This window comes from Nitrospirota bacterium, assembly GCA_016214845.1.
Taxonomy (GTDB): Bacteria; Nitrospirota; Thermodesulfovibrionia; order UBA6902; family UBA6902; genus SURF-23.
The window spans coordinates 1-14,236 of the sequence record JACRMS010000022.1 but is presented as its reverse complement, the minus strand read 5'-3'; the positions used below and the strand labels follow the sequence as shown (position 1 = coordinate 14,236).

Here is a 14,236-nt window from a genome sequence, read left to right as displayed (position 1 = left end):
TGATTATAACAGAGATGCCGACTATCCCATAGGTCCCGGTCCGGCGGGCCTGAGCTTTTTATGAAGGGACAAAACCGTGTCTCTGAGCTTTTCCTTTGATGTTTCCCCCTCTTCAATAAGGGAGATCAGTTTCAGCAATTCGGAATCAACGTGCCTCACAACATCCTCTTTGTAGCCCTGCGCCTTTTCAAGCTCATCGAGTATCTTGTTGACTTCCTCGATAAACGATCTTATGTACAGGTCGTCATTATTCCGAACCCCCAGCCTCCTCCGGTATTCACCGGCCACGATAAGCCTTATCTCTGTTTTCAATCTTTGAAAAGGTCCAATCAGGCGATGAGAAAAAAGCAGGGTCAGCACAACCACTATCGCGACATACCCGATCATTACAATGGCGAACAGTAAGATGCCGTGGCCTATTTTTTCGCTGAGTTCTTTTGCGAAATATGTGAAGAAAACGGCCACAAGCAGCGACCATAGGATAATAAGTGCGATGGAAATACGGAGCTCTTTTGATACAAAATATTTCTGCCGGACAATTTTCTTTGACATGCAGTTACTATTGTACCATGTCGTCACTTTCTAAAAAAACAGGTCAGGCAAAATACCTGACCTGCTTTTTTTAAAACGATGTAAGATGCCATCGTTAATCGTGGTGGTGCTTTTCTTTCCCTTTCCCTTTTCCCCTTCCTTCATGATCGTCGTCATTATCTCGATGCCGGTGTTCATCATCCCAGTGCTTTTCCTTCTCCCAGCCTCTCCAGTTCTCTTTGAGGTGTCCGTAAGGAATGCGGGAGTGCCGGGGCGGTATATGCCGGTAATCCGGGGGCAGATTCAAAATGACAACCGGCACTCTTTCACGGACGATATATCCCCAGGGTCCGTTATAGCTGCTGGCCCTGTACCAGTGGTCCCTGTGCGGGCGGTACCAGTAACCGTGATAAAAGATGATATCCACGTCAATATCAGGGACAAAATAGGCATATGTTCCGGGTATCACAAGAACTTCAGGCGGCGCCGGGATCTCAAAGACCGGCGGCGGCCCGATATTTATGTTAACGTTTACTTCCGCGTCAGCACTTAAAGGGTGAATGAGACATAAAAACATGAACAGCAACGAGGCAAACATAAGTTTTATTGTTCTCTTGATCATAGAAATCACCTCCACTTCAATTTTGCGACATATTTTATTATACAGGCAGTTTCAAAAAATACAATCGTCAGGATCACAACTGAAGATAGGACTTGAAAGCAAAAGAGGCCAGGCTGAATACCCCGCCTCTTTTGGATTTATAGACGCTGAATCAATTTTAGCGCAGGGTCCAGCATGACATTATAATTTTAAGCGCTTACGGTTGGCTGCTGTTCCGCCTTTGCCCTTTCCCTCGCTGCTTTTTTGGCCTCAAAGGCCTGCAGTATCCCGGCGTAATTGAATGTGCCGTTGATTGCGACAACCGGACACTTGGATGTGCAGATGCCGCAGCCGATGCACTTGTCCTGGGCGATGACATGCCGTTTCTTCATCTCGCCTGAGGGGGCATTCACAGGGCATACCTTTGCGCACATATGACAGCCGATGCATTTTTCTGTAATGAATGCCTTCGGCCTCTTGGGTATGTAGTCCATAATTGCGTTAGTCGGACATTTTGAAACACAGAGACCGCAGACTTTGCATTTGTCAAGATCAATCTTTGAGAGGTTGTTCGTCACTGACGGGGCGTTATAAGGACAAACCTTTACACAGATTCCGCAGGCAATACAGCCAACCTGGCAGTTCTTCTTAGTGGCAGGGCCCTTGTCCTTTGAATGACAGCGCACAAGGACTTCCTTTGCCATCGGCAGTATCTCGATGACCTTTACCGGACATGCCTGAGCGCATTTTCCGCAGGCCGTGCATTTCGCCGGATTTATTACAGGCAGGTTGTCATCACTCATTGTAATAGCGCCAAAAGGACAGGCCCTTGAACAGGTCCCATAGCCAAGGCATCCGTAGATACATGATTTGTCACCGCCGCTTGCAAGTATCGCGGCCCTGCAATCAGCAACGCCTTCATATTTAAACCTGCGCACTGACTTGGAGCACCCTCCCTGGCAGAATACACGCGCGATCTTGGGCTCAAGCTGGGTCATTACCTTTCCTGTAATTTTAGCAACGGCTTCAGCGGAAGCCTTACCGCCGGGCGTACAGAGATTCGGTGCGACCTCAGGCTTCAGGACCACTGCCTCGGCATACTGCCTGCAGCCCGCGAAACCGCACGCGCCGCAATGGGCATGCGCAAGCACTTCCGATACCTGGTCAATGCGGGGGTCTTCCTGGACAGCGAACTTCTTGGCGGCAAAGGCAAGTCCCACGCCGAATATGGCGCTGATCCCGGCAAGGAATATCGCTGTGAATTTTAGGACCTCGGCAAGGTTTACCGACTCACGCGCATCAACACCGCCGCCGACTCCGGCGTAGAGCGCAGACGCGCTTAAGAGCAAAAGTGCGGAAGTAAATATTGCAGTTTTTATTTTTCTGGAAATTTTAAACATATCGTGTCCTCATAAAAAATCTTAGAATGGTTACAACCTAATTATAACAATTTCATCTCAGTAATTTTCAAACAACCACTTCTGTACTATTGCACTTCTGCTCTTTTGCGCTTCTTACAGCGTTATCAATCCTGAGAACCCCGTAAATGCCAGGGCGATCAGCCCGGCGACTATGAACGATATCGGCAGTCCCCTGAAAGGCGCCGGTATGTCTGCAAGCTCCAGCTTCTCGCGGATGCTCGCCATTATCACAAGCGCAAGGGCAAAGCCTAATCCCGAACCTACGCCGAATGCCATGCTCTCAAGGAAGCTGTATCCCTCGCCTGAATTTATCAGTGGCACTGCAAGGATTATGCAGTTCGTGGTGATCAGCGCGAGGTAGATGCCGAGTTTGTAATAGAGCGCGGGACTGACCTTCTTCATAATAGTATCGGCGGACTGCACGAATGCAGCGATAATCCCGATGAAAACAATTATCTTCAGGAACGTGATATCCAGCGGCACCATCAGGTATTTAAAAACCACCCAGCTCAGCGCGGAGCTTATGACCATGACCGCGGTAAATGTTACGCTCATCCCAACGGCGGTCTCCATCTTTTTTGAAACGCCGAAGAAGATACACAACCCCAGGAATCTCGTAAAGACGAAGTTGTTGATCAATGACGCGGCTACTACAAGCTGAAAAAGTTTTCCAAAGTCCATCTCTCCCCCAATTTTTTTAATCCGCAGATTTCGCAGATTAAACAGATTATTTTCTTGTTTTTTTCATAATCTGCGGCATCTGTGTAATCTGTGGAAAATCTTTTCATCATTTATTCTTAACCAATCTCCGGAGCAGCAGCCGTCTCCGCCGCTGCCGCTTTGCGTTCAGCTAATTTTATATCGACCCAGTTGAAAAACCCCATCAAAAGGCCGACCGCAAAAAACCCGCCTGCGGGCAGCACCATTATGAGAAGGGGATTGCCGTTTACAATCGGGAAGCCCCATAAAGCGCCTTTGCCGAGAAGCTCCCTGAAAAAGCTGATCACTATCATCGCAAGAAAGAAACCTATGCCCATGCCGAGGCCGTCGGCTACCGACGGAATTATTTTGTTCTTTACCGCAAAGACCTCGGCCCTTGCAAAGATCGACGCAAACGCAACGATGAGCTGTATATAAAGGCCTATCTGCTTGTAAACCGGGCGCGCGAATGCCGCCATTGACATGTCTATGAGACTTACATACCCCGCAATGACCATCATGAATATCGGTATACGGATCTTGGGGTTAATGAAATTTCTTATTAATGACACTGTAAAATTGACCATTGTCTGGACAACAATGACCGCCGCGCCCATAAAAAAACCGTTCTTCAAACTATTGGTGACCGCGATTGAAGGACACAGGCTGATGGCCATCCTGAAGATTGTGTTCTCGCTGAACATCCCGTTCTTTATTAATTCCCAGTTGCTTTTATTAGTGTGAGCCATGTTCATGCTCCTTTCCCTGTTCTTCCTTCTTTTCTTCTCCGCCGCCTGAAAGTTTTTCCTTCAGCATTTTGACGCCGTTTCGAACGCCGTCTTCCGTTACCGCACGGCTTGATATCGTGGCGCCGGTGATCGCCTCGACTTTATCCCCCGCATCTCCTTTTACTACGACAAGTGTATCAATTGTCTTGCCTTCAAACCTGCTGAGGAAGTAATCCTTTTCGATCTCGTCTCCCAATCCGGGGGTTTCAGCGTGATGCAGGATATTTATCTTCTTAACTGTAAGGTCCTTGTCAACCGAAACAAGCACATTTATGTAACTTGAATAACCCTTCCCGAAACATTCAATGATATAGCCGAGATCTTCATTGCCTTTCCTGGCAGTATAATATCCGGCATGCTTGCCGTGCGGCGACCACTTGCCTATCTCTTCTATCTTGTCCGCATCCGGCATCATTGTCTTGAGCGCCGCTTCCTTTTCTTCCTTCGCCTTTATGAACATGATCGGGGACGCCTTGGCATACACAAAGGCAAGGATCAGCCCGCCAATAACATATATAACAACAAGGTTGATCGCTATTTTTACAATCTCTTTTTGTGTCATTTTTTCTCTTCCTTCTTCTTTACAGCGCCGAACATTTTTGGCGCTACACCTCTGTCAATAAGCGGCGCAAAACAGTTCATTAAAAGTATCGCGAACATGACGCCTTCAGGGAAACCGCCCTTCAATCTTATAAGCATTGTGATCGCGCCGCAGCCGATGCCGAAGATTATCTGACCTTTTTTAATTGTGGGACAAGTGACATAATCCGTTGCCATAAAAAACGCGCCAAGCATAAGACCGCCGCTTAAAAGATGTATGACCGGATCGCCTGTAAAAAGTCCGCCCTTGCCGCCGAATATCCAAGCTGCTACCGCGACTGTTCCAAGAAATGAAAAGGGGATATGCCACGTGATATATTTTTTATAAATGAGGATGGCCGCGCCGATAAGCAGTGCTATTGCGGAAGTTTCACCGATAGAACCGGCCCTGTTTCCCAGAAGCAGGTGTGAGTAGAGGCTCATCTTGTCTCCGAAGACTTCCATGAGCTTGACCGCGCCTTCTTCTTTTAAAATGCCGAGAGGGGTTGCCGTTGTTTTGGCATCCATTGCCAGAAACTGCGCGGTAGGCGTTGACCATATCGTCATCAGTTTCGGCCAGCTTATTAATAAGAACGCCCTGCCGACAAGCGCAGGATTAAAGATATTGTATCCAAGTCCGCCGAATAGCATCTTTGTGATAACAACCGCTACTAAAGATCCTACAATTGGAATATAAAACGGCACACTTGGCGGAAGGTTCATTCCAAGCAGAAGTCCTGTTAAAAACGCGCTTCCATCGGTTGAGGTAATTTTCCTGTTCAGGCCCTTCTGGAAAAGGTGCTCTGATAAGACCGCGGTCAAAATGCAGAGGCCGGTAACATAGACTGCCCTTGGGCCGAAATAATATACAGACATAATGAAAGCGGGAAGTAGCGCGAAGTTGACCGTCCACATGATCTTTGCAATGGATTCCTCGTCCCTAACATGCGGGCTTACTGAAACTACTAATGGATGTGACTTTACATCAGTTGCCATTTCTATTTTCCTCTTTGTGTCATGCCGAACTTGTTTCGGCATCTCTCGTTAATCCTGCTTATTCATTCTCTGGATTCCCGCCTTCGCGGGAATGACGCTTCATTACTTATGCACTTTTGCTCTTCTGCGCTATTGCACTTTTCTTACGGTTTCACCTGCGATTTTGCAAGTCTCATAAACTGCACCATGGGCCTCTTTGCCGGGCACACATAAGCGCATGATCCGCACTCAAAACAGTCGTAGAGGTTATAATCCTTTGCCTCTTCGTAATGCCCTTTCTCGATCAGGATGCTAAGCATTGACGGGTTGAGTCCCATGGGACATACGTCAACGCAACGCCCGCACCTTATGCAGGCGAAATACTCCTCCGACGATACGTATTCCTCTTCACTGAGGACCAGTATGCCGGAAGTGCCTTTTGTAACAGGCACATCAAGGGTCCACTGCGCAAATCCCATCATTGGGCCTCCGGAGATCACCTTCACAGCGCCTTCAACAAGGCCGCCGCACTGATCAATTACATCCGACAAAAGGGTCCCGACCCTCACCATCATATTGCGGGGTTCTTTAATCCCCCTGCCGGTAACAGTTACAACCCTTTCTATCAAGGGCTTGCCGAACCTCACTGCTTCATAGATCGCGATAGCGGTGCCGATATTCTGGACGACAACACCAACGTCCATCGGAAGCCCCTTGCTTGGCACCTCCCTGTTCTTTATCGCCTTTATCAGCATCTTTTCAGCGCCCTGCGGGTACTTTATCTCAAGAGTGTGGACTTCAATACTGGACTCGCCGGAAGCGGCGGATTTAATAGCCGCGATGGCGTCAGGTTTATTTTCCTCAATGCCGATATAGCCTTTATTAACGCCGAGCGACCTCATAATGATCTTCAGGCCTTCAACAACATCTTTGGGACGTTCTACCATGAGCCTGTGGTCTGCGGTAAGATAGGGCTCGCATTCCGCGCCGTTAAGTATGACTGTGTCAATGGGTTTTTCTTTTGGCGGGGAGAGTTTTACATTTGTCGGGAACGCGGCGCCGCCCATCCCGACGATTCCCGCGTCTTTTATAGCGGCCTTGATCTCATCAGCGCTTAGATTCATATAATTCGGATTTTCTTTAAACGAGACCGCTTCATCTTTCCCGTCGCTTTCTATAACAACCGATGGGACCAGCCTTCCAACAGCGGTGGGAAAATCGGCAATTGCTATTACTTTTCCTGAAATAGACGAATGGACCGGCGAGGACACAAAACCTGCGGGAGAACCGATGACCTGGCCTTTTTTAACTTCGTCTCCGATCTTTACTTCACATTTCGCTGGAGCGCCGATGTGCTGGCTGAGCGGGATGACTACTCTCTGAGGCAGCTTTGCCGGGGTGATGGATTTCCCCGAAGATAATTCCTTGTTATACTTGGGATGGATCCCTCTTTCGAATGTCGCAACTTTACTCATTTTACTGACCCCTTCAATATTATTCAGAACCGAATTTAGAAGAAGAGTTTAAGTTTAGTTTATGAGCTTATAACTCAAACTTGTTACTTCAATTTTAAGCAAAGCGATTATTATTAACATTTGCCCGGTTTAATGTCAAGCGATTTTGTCAGCGGGTGGAGGGCAGAATTGCAGAGCGGAGAACAATTCTTTACACAACAGCAGGGATGCCCTTATAATTAAGATATGCGATTATTCAATCTGTGCATTCTCATTTTAGTTATAGCACTTCTTCCCGGGACTGCATCCTCCAAAAAGGCGGAGACAATTGACGAGCTTGTGGAAATGTACGACATCAAGTCATGCGCTGACTGCCACGAAGACAAATACAATGAATGGAAAACCTCAACCATGGGAAATTCCGTTGCGGACCCGCGGGTGCTGAGAGGAATGAGGACTTTTATCAGGCTGGCGCTGGACCAGGAAAAAACTCTGGGCAGGGGAGATCTGACAATATGCCTGAATTGCCACGTGCCTCAAATAAAAGACGCGACTCCAGAGCTTGTTCTGCGTATCGGCGATCTGGTGCTTACTGCCGTGGAAGATAAGGACGAAACAAAAAGGGAAGCGGCGAGAAAGGAGCTTGCCAAGCTAAACCTCAATTGTCTTGGATGCCACAATTTATCGGCAACGGGGCCTAAATCTCAACCCAAAGAAAAGATGATCTACGGACCGAGGAGACTTGAAGACAACCCGCATGAAGAGATCGGCTTTCAGACCGCGAAGTCAGACCTGCTGCCGGCATCCGAGTTCTGCGCGGGATGTCACCACTGCCCGCCTGATGTGCCGTGGAAGGAATGTCCCACTCTTTACACTTCTTACATGGAAGATTTTGTACATAAAGGGCACAAAGAATCCTGTCAGGACTGCCATATGCAGGGGGAAAAATTAAGTCACAAATTCCTGGGCCCTAACAATCCTGACTTCCTTAAATCATCGGTCAGCCTTTCCGTTAACGCAAGACCGACCCACTACATAGATATCTATGAAAATAAAAAAATACCGGTGGTGGTCGTAAAAACTGAATTAACAAACAACGCGGGACATGTGATCCCGCACGGCTGCGCTGTAACGCCCCGGATGCATATGGATGTGACCGTGAGAGACCAGGACGGCAGGGAAATATTTTCCAACCGGAAGGAATTCACGGTCGGCGACCTGTATTTTAAAGGGGGCAAGCAGGTCGCGATGGCTGAGTGGGACGTGACCGCTACGGAGCATGTTGAATTAGGGCTGAAGCCCAACGCGCCTGATACAAACACTTTCGTTGTCCCTCTTAGAGCCGATACAACTTCTGCGATTATTGAAGTAACTGTTAACTATTTATATACCCGTGACGAGACATTCACAATGCAGAAAGTAACTCAGAAGGTTGAAATAGAGAAGTAAATTCCCCATTCAGATTTTCCCGGAATCTTCCGATATATATTCAAACAGATTTTTCAGCTTCTTCCTGTCAAATAATTACGGAGAGAGCATTATGTCCAACAAGTGGACAGATATCGGAACATTGCTGCTGGAATACGGATTGATCAACAATGATGACCTTCTGGAGGGGCTCAAGCTTCAGAAAGAATCCGGGCTTAGACTGGGCGAGGCCCTGGTCAGACTCGGCAAGGTCAGCATGGATGATATAGACTGGGTGCTGAGCAAGCAGCTTGATATCCCCTTTGTGATCGTCGAGGACATTGTCCCGAACCTGGAACTGCTTAGCAAATTCGAGAAAGAGTTTTTGATCGGCAACAGGATCCTCCCGCTTCATGAAACAGATGAGCAGATATCAATCGTGGCGGAAGACCCTCTCAATAAAACCGCTATCGGCCTAATCGGGGACTCTTTCAGCAAAAAAGTCAATGTATCAACAGGCAGCGGCAGCAAGATTGAGGAGCTGTTAAAAAACACCTTCAAAGAGCTGGTCCTCCCTGACCTGCTCTCCGCCCTTAAAAACATCACTGAAAGAATTAAAAGGACCTCTTTCTACCGGATAGATTTCCTGCTTGGGGAACACGCCTGCAAGATAAGTATCTTCGGCTCCGGGATCTTAAAAAACATAATGACGATCAAAGGGACTTTCAGCAAGGAAGATATATGCGCCGCATTTGATGAGATGAGAACACCATTCCTTTATGACCATGCCTCAAACGGCGAAAGGACTTTTCTGGCGGCCTACCCTCTGAAAAACAAATTTGATACGCCGTCCCTGCCCGCGATCACCGGGGAGTACGGGCTCATACTTCCCGGCGATATTTCATTCGCAGACGCTCATGTTCATGGCCTTCATAAAGTTTTCCATTCTGACAACCCGGTCCACGGGTACAATTACTTTTCGACAAAAAGAACTCCTTTTGTTTTTGATAAATCTGTTTATGTCATTGATGCGGCGCCGGAAGATTTCAAAAAGTGTTATGTGAAGATACTCGTCCCTGAAAAATGCCCGTCCTGCAGCGGGAAAGGCTGCGCGGCGTGCAAAGAACTGGGGTATGAGTTTCAGGAACTTGAAGGGATGTATTCCTCCGGTGATCTTCGGGAAAGGTTAAGCAGAGGTTAACATGGCAAAGATTGACGCATTATTTAATTACATGATGGAAAACAGCGCAAGCGATCTACACCTTAGCACCGGGGCAAAACCAAAGATAAGAAAGCACGGGGAGCTTGTGGAGCTGGACCAGCCTGAGCTGACAAACGATTCAGTGAAAACCCTCCTGTTTGAGATAGCAACCGAGGAGCAGCAGAAGACATTTAACGCAAAAAGGGACCTGGACTTCGCATACGAGATACCCGGGGTCGCGAGGTTCCGCGCGAATTATTTTGAGCAGAAGCGGGGCATGGCCGCGGTCTTCAGGATCATTCCCACAAAGATCCTCACTGTGCAGGACCTGGGATTGCCGGACCAGGTTTTGAAATTTACTAATTTAAGCAGGGGGCTTGTGCTTGTAACAGGCCCGACAGGAAGCGGGAAGTCAACCACACTTGCGGCGATCATTGATTACATCAACACAAACAGGAAAGACCATATCCTGACAATCGAAGACCCTGTTGAGTTTGTGCATCAGAACAAAGGCTGCCTGGTCAATCACCGGGAGATCGGAAGCCATACCGCGTCATTCGCCTCCGCATTGAGGGCCGCGCTGAGAGAAGACCCTGATGTAATCCTCGTTGGTGAAATGCGCGACCTGGAAACAATTGAGCTTGCGATAACCGCTGCTGAGACCGGGCATCTCGTCTTCGGCACGCTTCACACAAGCTCCGCCGCAAAGACCATTGACCGCATAATCGACGCCTTCCCCGCAGGACAGCAGGCCCAGATCAGGACGATGCTCTCCGAGTCATTGAAAGGCGTCATCTGCCAGCAGTTGTTAAAGAGGTCTGACAAACCCGGACGGCTGGCTGCGCTCGAAATTCTGTACTGCAAAACCGCGATCGCAAATTTGATCAGGGAAGGAAAGACATTTCAAATACCATCCATCATGCAGACATCAAAAGGCGAAGGGATGCAGCTCCTGGACCAGGCGATAATGGACTTTCTGATGCAGAAGAAGATCGCGCCGGAAGAGGCGCATCTGAAGGCCAATGATAAAAACGCATTCGAGAGGTTTTTGAAGAAGGGTTAAACCCTGCCCGTGTGTTTCTCGGTTGCGATGACCGTAATTCCTGAGGGGTCTAAGTGCGCGCGCCAGTATGGTTTCTTGCTGTCATACCCGATATGTATACCTTCTTCTATCACATTGTGCGCGTCAACGATCACTTTATTTAAAGTGCATCCTTTTTTCAGAGTCACGTAATCCATGATGATTGAGTCCCTGATCTCAACTCCGGCCTCGATAACGACCCCGCGGCGGATAACGGAATTCACTATCTTCGATTTATTGATGAGCGTCCCCTCCGCGATTATGCTGTTGGTGATCTCTCCGCCTAATATTTTTGTGGCAGGCAGTTCATTTCTTGACGGACGGATAGGCCACAGCTCGTTGTTGATCTCAAACACCGGCTTTTCTCCAAGCATGTCCTGATGCGCGTCCCAGAAGGATTTGATGTTGCCAACATCCCTCCAGTATCCAAGCTCCTCATGGGGCTTTGACCCGGGAATGACATTGGTCGCAAAATCGTATGCATAAAGACTTTCGCCCGCGTTTAAAAGATTCGGTATAACATGTTTGCCGAAGTCATATTCTTTATTCCTCTCGGCCTGTATCAGCGCCTTGATCAGGACATCAGTACTGAAAATGTAATTGCCCATTGAGCAGTAGGCCCTCGTTGGATCATCGGGCATCGGCGCCGGGCTCTTCGGTTTCTCTACAAAGCTTTTTATCCTGCCGTCTGCTTCCGCGTCAATAATGCCGAACGCGCTGGCCTCGCTTATTGGAACGGGCCTCGCGGCGACTGTCACATGCGCTTTGCGTTTAAGATGAAAATCAATCATCTGCCTGATGTCCATACGGTAAATGTGGTCGGCCCCAAAGACGATCACAAGTTCCGGTTTGTGCTGCCGGATGAGATTGAGGTTTTGAAAGACCGCGTTCGCAGTGCCCTGAAACCAGTCGGGGCCATACCTCATCTGAGGCGGGACAACGGTCACGAAATGGTCGCTCATCACAGCGGAAAGCCCCCAGTTTTCCCTCGTATATTCAATGAGGGACTGGGACTTGTACTGCACAAGGAGATAGATCGAAAAGATCTGTGAGTTGATAAGATTGCTGAGCACGAAATCAACAATGCGGTATCGGCCCCCGAACGGAACAGCCGGTTTGGAACGCTCAAACGTCAGGGGGAAAAGCCTTTCTCCCCTGCCGCCTGCCATTATCATCGCAAGAGTCTTCGGATATGCCATATAAACTTTCGTTCAGAAAAATATTAAGAAATAATTCAGACAATTAAAGTATACGAATAATCTGAAAAATTGCAAGACAGGGCGTGGCTCATGTAATCGCGCCACAGCAGATTCCCTGGGTTCATCATCAATAGGTCACGCCCGTAACAAAATATTAGGATTCATATATTAAAAGGGACTTGCCGAAACAAGCCCCTTTCAGTTTGACTCAACATGTAACTCTCTATAACTATTTTTTCTTGTGAGCAGCACAGCATTTTGAGATGCCGGTTGCGGTATTTTTACATCTTTTCCCCTCTTTTGTTTTTTCGACACATCTTGTTTTCTTTGCCATTTTTTCTCCTTTCCGCATTGCAGGTTTTTATTTATTGCTTACAATGCAATTGAGTTATAAGTACGTCCATTACAAACAAGAACTTTAGTCTTTCCAAATATCTTTATGCTCATCATACTAACAAACGTTGCTGTAACCTGCAAGACAATAATTTATGAGGGCTTTGAAATTGATGCTTACAGGTTCAAAGAATGATTTCCATTTGATCGAAGGAATGTTGCTTTGGCTAACAAAGAGATACTGTGTAACTTCGGAGTGAACGTTATCTTCGTGCGTATTTCAATCTACAATTATGGAGGGACATGGAAAGAAGAAACCGCGCAAATATGGTCTTGACACATCGCGGGTCTTATAGTAGAAAATGGATAATCACGAACGGGCATCAGTAGATATGTACAATCTCTTTCTCTGGTATATACAAAAAAACCGGGTCACTGTAACCCTTGGATACCGCATCTTTCAGCGCAGTTTCCGGGTCATCGCCGACCCCTACGATAGTTGGGTCATCAAAACTTTTCATGGCAACATATCGCCCGTTATATTCATCCGTTTTTACCAGAACTCTTTCCATGTATCAGCCTCCTTGTTTATGGTCATTTTATCATAAGTCTTAAAGATTAAGGGCGAGAAGCCTTGCTTGTAATTCTACATCGCTTTCTTTCCCGTCCAGTCAAGAGTTGGCGTGGAATTAGTAAGGAGACCCTGAGTTTTTCAATTATTGCAAAGCATCTTCTACAAGAAGCAGGGGTTTGACCCTTATCACTTTTTGTGCTGAGACAGTAGGAGAGATGCGGAATTTGATATGAGAAATCGGGAACACAGAGGTTGCCGGGAACGTTATTGATGCGGCGTGATCTCTTCAACTGCCACAATATTTTCGTACCATGACAACGGCCTGATCCTCCAGCCGTACTTTTTTATTTCCGCCTTTTTGCCTTTGAGCCTTATGCACGTATTCTGAATGTCTGAAGAGTTGAACTTGACCCGATAACGAGCGTCCGTATTCTGCAAAACCCCGTAGTCAGTAAACACAAGATATATGTCATTCCCGTCATACCTTTTCACTTCAGTGTCATTGATAACGGTCTCCACTTTGTCGGCGACAAAATAGCTGTAACAACCGATGGCTGCAATGACAAGAACGATTCCTGTTGAAATGAGAAATGATCTTTTTATTATTTTAAGCGTGTCGTTCATTTATCTCAGGGTGCTGTAACCAAATTAACGGGCGGCAATTCGTCGTCCCGTTGAATTGCTTGCAAGATTCTTCTTTATTAATTTTGATTTCAAAGGATATTTCTCCGGAGTTTCAAGATTATCAATTTCAAGATCAACATCCAGATCCGGCCAGTACAAATGAATGCCATGGAGCAATTGAACATTCTGTATTGAGTTCAATGTCTGGTCTATAAAATATGGATAATCCTTATAACTAAGAAAATATTCCTTTTCTTTAACAAAAAGCCAGATGCCAAAAGGAGTTATATTTTCAACGCTTACCGAAATGTCTTTGCCATGCTTTAATGATTTCATTCTTGTGCTCCTCTACGATCTTTTGAATCTCGTTCAATCTTCTTGGATTCAACCCGTGAGATATGGCCAATGATATTATTGGCTCTAACCAAAATTTCGCTTCGCCTTCCTCGCATGTTATATGAACATGGATTCTTTCCTCTTCATTTGAAAGGAAATAAAATCTATAGCCTTTCACTCTGAAAATTGAGGGGCTCATGACAAGTATTTTACCATCTAACTGTTTTAATAAGTCAACCGTGTAAATCCCTGTCGGCTGGATGTTCTTGTTGTACGATGCTCTGATATTTTTTATCAGTAGTGTCCGGTTAATATTATGAGAATCATTCATAACAATATGAATACAAAAAACTTTTCCCATGATTTTCATGGTGTCGACTTGAATATAAGTCAGCATATTGGCAATCTTTTCGGAACTGTAATTTCCGGAGGT

The 14,236-nt window shown here is 46.8% G+C and carries 16 protein-coding genes; 3 read left to right on the top strand and 13 right to left on the bottom strand.

Annotated elements, in window-relative coordinates:
* Positions 1-21 precede the first annotated feature (21 nt).
* The 8 genes from HZB61_07310 to rsxC form a co-directional block, all read right to left on the bottom strand.
* Positions 22-552, bottom strand: a complete 531-nt coding sequence (locus tag HZB61_07310; GenBank protein MBI5056405.1) for a hypothetical protein — start codon at positions 550-552, stop codon at positions 22-24.
* Between the two features lie 94 nt (positions 553-646).
* Positions 647-1,153 (bottom strand): hypothetical protein, encoded by a 507-nt coding sequence (locus HZB61_07305; GenBank protein MBI5056404.1) that lies wholly within the window; start codon positions 1,151-1,153, stop codon positions 647-649.
* Between the two features lie 188 nt (positions 1,154-1,341).
* Positions 1,342-2,532 (bottom strand): RnfABCDGE type electron transport complex subunit B, encoded by a 1,191-nt coding sequence (locus HZB61_07300; protein MBI5056403.1) that lies wholly within the window; start codon positions 2,530-2,532, stop codon positions 1,342-1,344.
* 114 nt (positions 2,533-2,646) lie between these two features.
* A complete protein-coding gene (locus HZB61_07295) occupies positions 2,647-3,234 on the bottom strand; it encodes an RnfABCDGE type electron transport complex subunit A (GenBank protein MBI5056402.1) in 588 nt (195 codons plus the stop codon).
* Between the two features lie 116 nt (positions 3,235-3,350).
* The gene (rsxE, locus tag HZB61_07290; GenBank protein ID MBI5056401.1) at positions 3,351-4,001 is read right to left on the bottom strand and encodes an electron transport complex subunit RsxE; all 651 of its coding nucleotides are present in this window, start codon (positions 3,999-4,001) and stop codon (positions 3,351-3,353) included.
* Positions 3,988-4,602 carry an FMN-binding protein gene (locus tag HZB61_07285; protein MBI5056400.1) on the bottom strand — a complete coding sequence of 205 codons (615 nt, stop codon included), beginning with the start codon at positions 4,600-4,602 and terminating at the stop codon, positions 3,988-3,990. Before HZB61_07285 ends, rsxE begins: the two co-directional genes overlap by 14 nt.
* Positions 4,599-5,615 carry an RnfABCDGE type electron transport complex subunit D gene (locus HZB61_07280; GenBank protein ID MBI5056399.1) on the bottom strand — a complete coding sequence of 339 codons (1,017 nt, stop codon included), beginning with the start codon at positions 5,613-5,615 and terminating at the stop codon, positions 4,599-4,601. The genes HZB61_07285 and HZB61_07280 overlap by 4 nt, the downstream gene beginning before the upstream one ends.
* 143 nt (positions 5,616-5,758) lie before the next feature.
* Positions 5,759-7,069 carry an electron transport complex subunit RsxC gene (rsxC, locus tag HZB61_07275; protein ID MBI5056398.1) on the bottom strand — a complete coding sequence of 437 codons (1,311 nt, stop codon included), beginning with the start codon at positions 7,067-7,069 and terminating at the stop codon, positions 5,759-5,761.
* A gap of 225 nt (positions 7,070-7,294) precedes the next feature.
* Between rsxC and HZB61_07270 the strand changes: the two genes are divergently transcribed.
* The 3 genes from HZB61_07270 to HZB61_07260 all read left to right on the top strand — a co-directional run bounded on the left by HZB61_07270 (position 7,295) and on the right by HZB61_07260 (position 10,719).
* Positions 7,295-8,497: a hypothetical protein gene (locus HZB61_07270; GenBank protein ID MBI5056397.1), complete on the top strand. Its 1,203-nt coding sequence runs from the start codon at positions 7,295-7,297 to the stop codon at positions 8,495-8,497.
* A gap of 91 nt (positions 8,498-8,588) precedes the next feature.
* Positions 8,589-9,656, top strand: a complete 1,068-nt coding sequence (locus HZB61_07265; protein ID MBI5056396.1) for a hypothetical protein — start codon at positions 8,589-8,591, stop codon at positions 9,654-9,656.
* Position 9,657: 1 nt separating this feature from the next.
* Positions 9,658-10,719 (top strand): type IV pilus twitching motility protein PilT, encoded by a 1,062-nt coding sequence (locus HZB61_07260; GenBank protein MBI5056395.1) that lies wholly within the window; start codon positions 9,658-9,660, stop codon positions 10,717-10,719.
* On the opposite strand, the gene HZB61_07255 is transcribed toward HZB61_07260, so the two are convergent.
* From HZB61_07255 to HZB61_07235, 5 genes are all read right to left on the bottom strand, one after another.
* Positions 10,716-11,936, bottom strand: coding sequence for a glucose-1-phosphate adenylyltransferase (locus tag HZB61_07255; protein ID MBI5056394.1), 1,221 nt, complete (start codon positions 11,934-11,936; stop codon positions 10,716-10,718). The genes HZB61_07260 and HZB61_07255 overlap by 4 nt on opposite strands.
* Positions 11,937-12,652: 716 nt before the next feature.
* Positions 12,653-12,841, bottom strand: a complete 189-nt coding sequence (locus HZB61_07250) for a hypothetical protein (GenBank protein ID MBI5056393.1) — start codon at positions 12,839-12,841, stop codon at positions 12,653-12,655.
* Positions 12,842-13,107: 266 nt separating this feature from the next.
* The gene (locus HZB61_07245; GenBank protein MBI5056392.1) at positions 13,108-13,467 is read right to left on the bottom strand and encodes a DUF1523 family protein; all 360 of its coding nucleotides are present in this window, start codon (positions 13,465-13,467) and stop codon (positions 13,108-13,110) included.
* A gap of 24 nt (positions 13,468-13,491) precedes the next feature.
* The gene (locus HZB61_07240) at positions 13,492-13,803 is read right to left on the bottom strand and encodes a DUF2442 domain-containing protein (GenBank protein MBI5056391.1); all 312 of its coding nucleotides are present in this window, start codon (positions 13,801-13,803) and stop codon (positions 13,492-13,494) included.
* Positions 13,760-14,002 carry a DUF4160 domain-containing protein gene (locus HZB61_07235; GenBank protein ID MBI5056390.1) on the bottom strand — a complete coding sequence of 81 codons (243 nt, stop codon included), beginning with the start codon at positions 14,000-14,002 and terminating at the stop codon, positions 13,760-13,762. Before HZB61_07235 ends, HZB61_07240 begins: the two co-directional genes overlap by 44 nt.
* Positions 14,003-14,236: the final 234 nt, after the last annotated feature.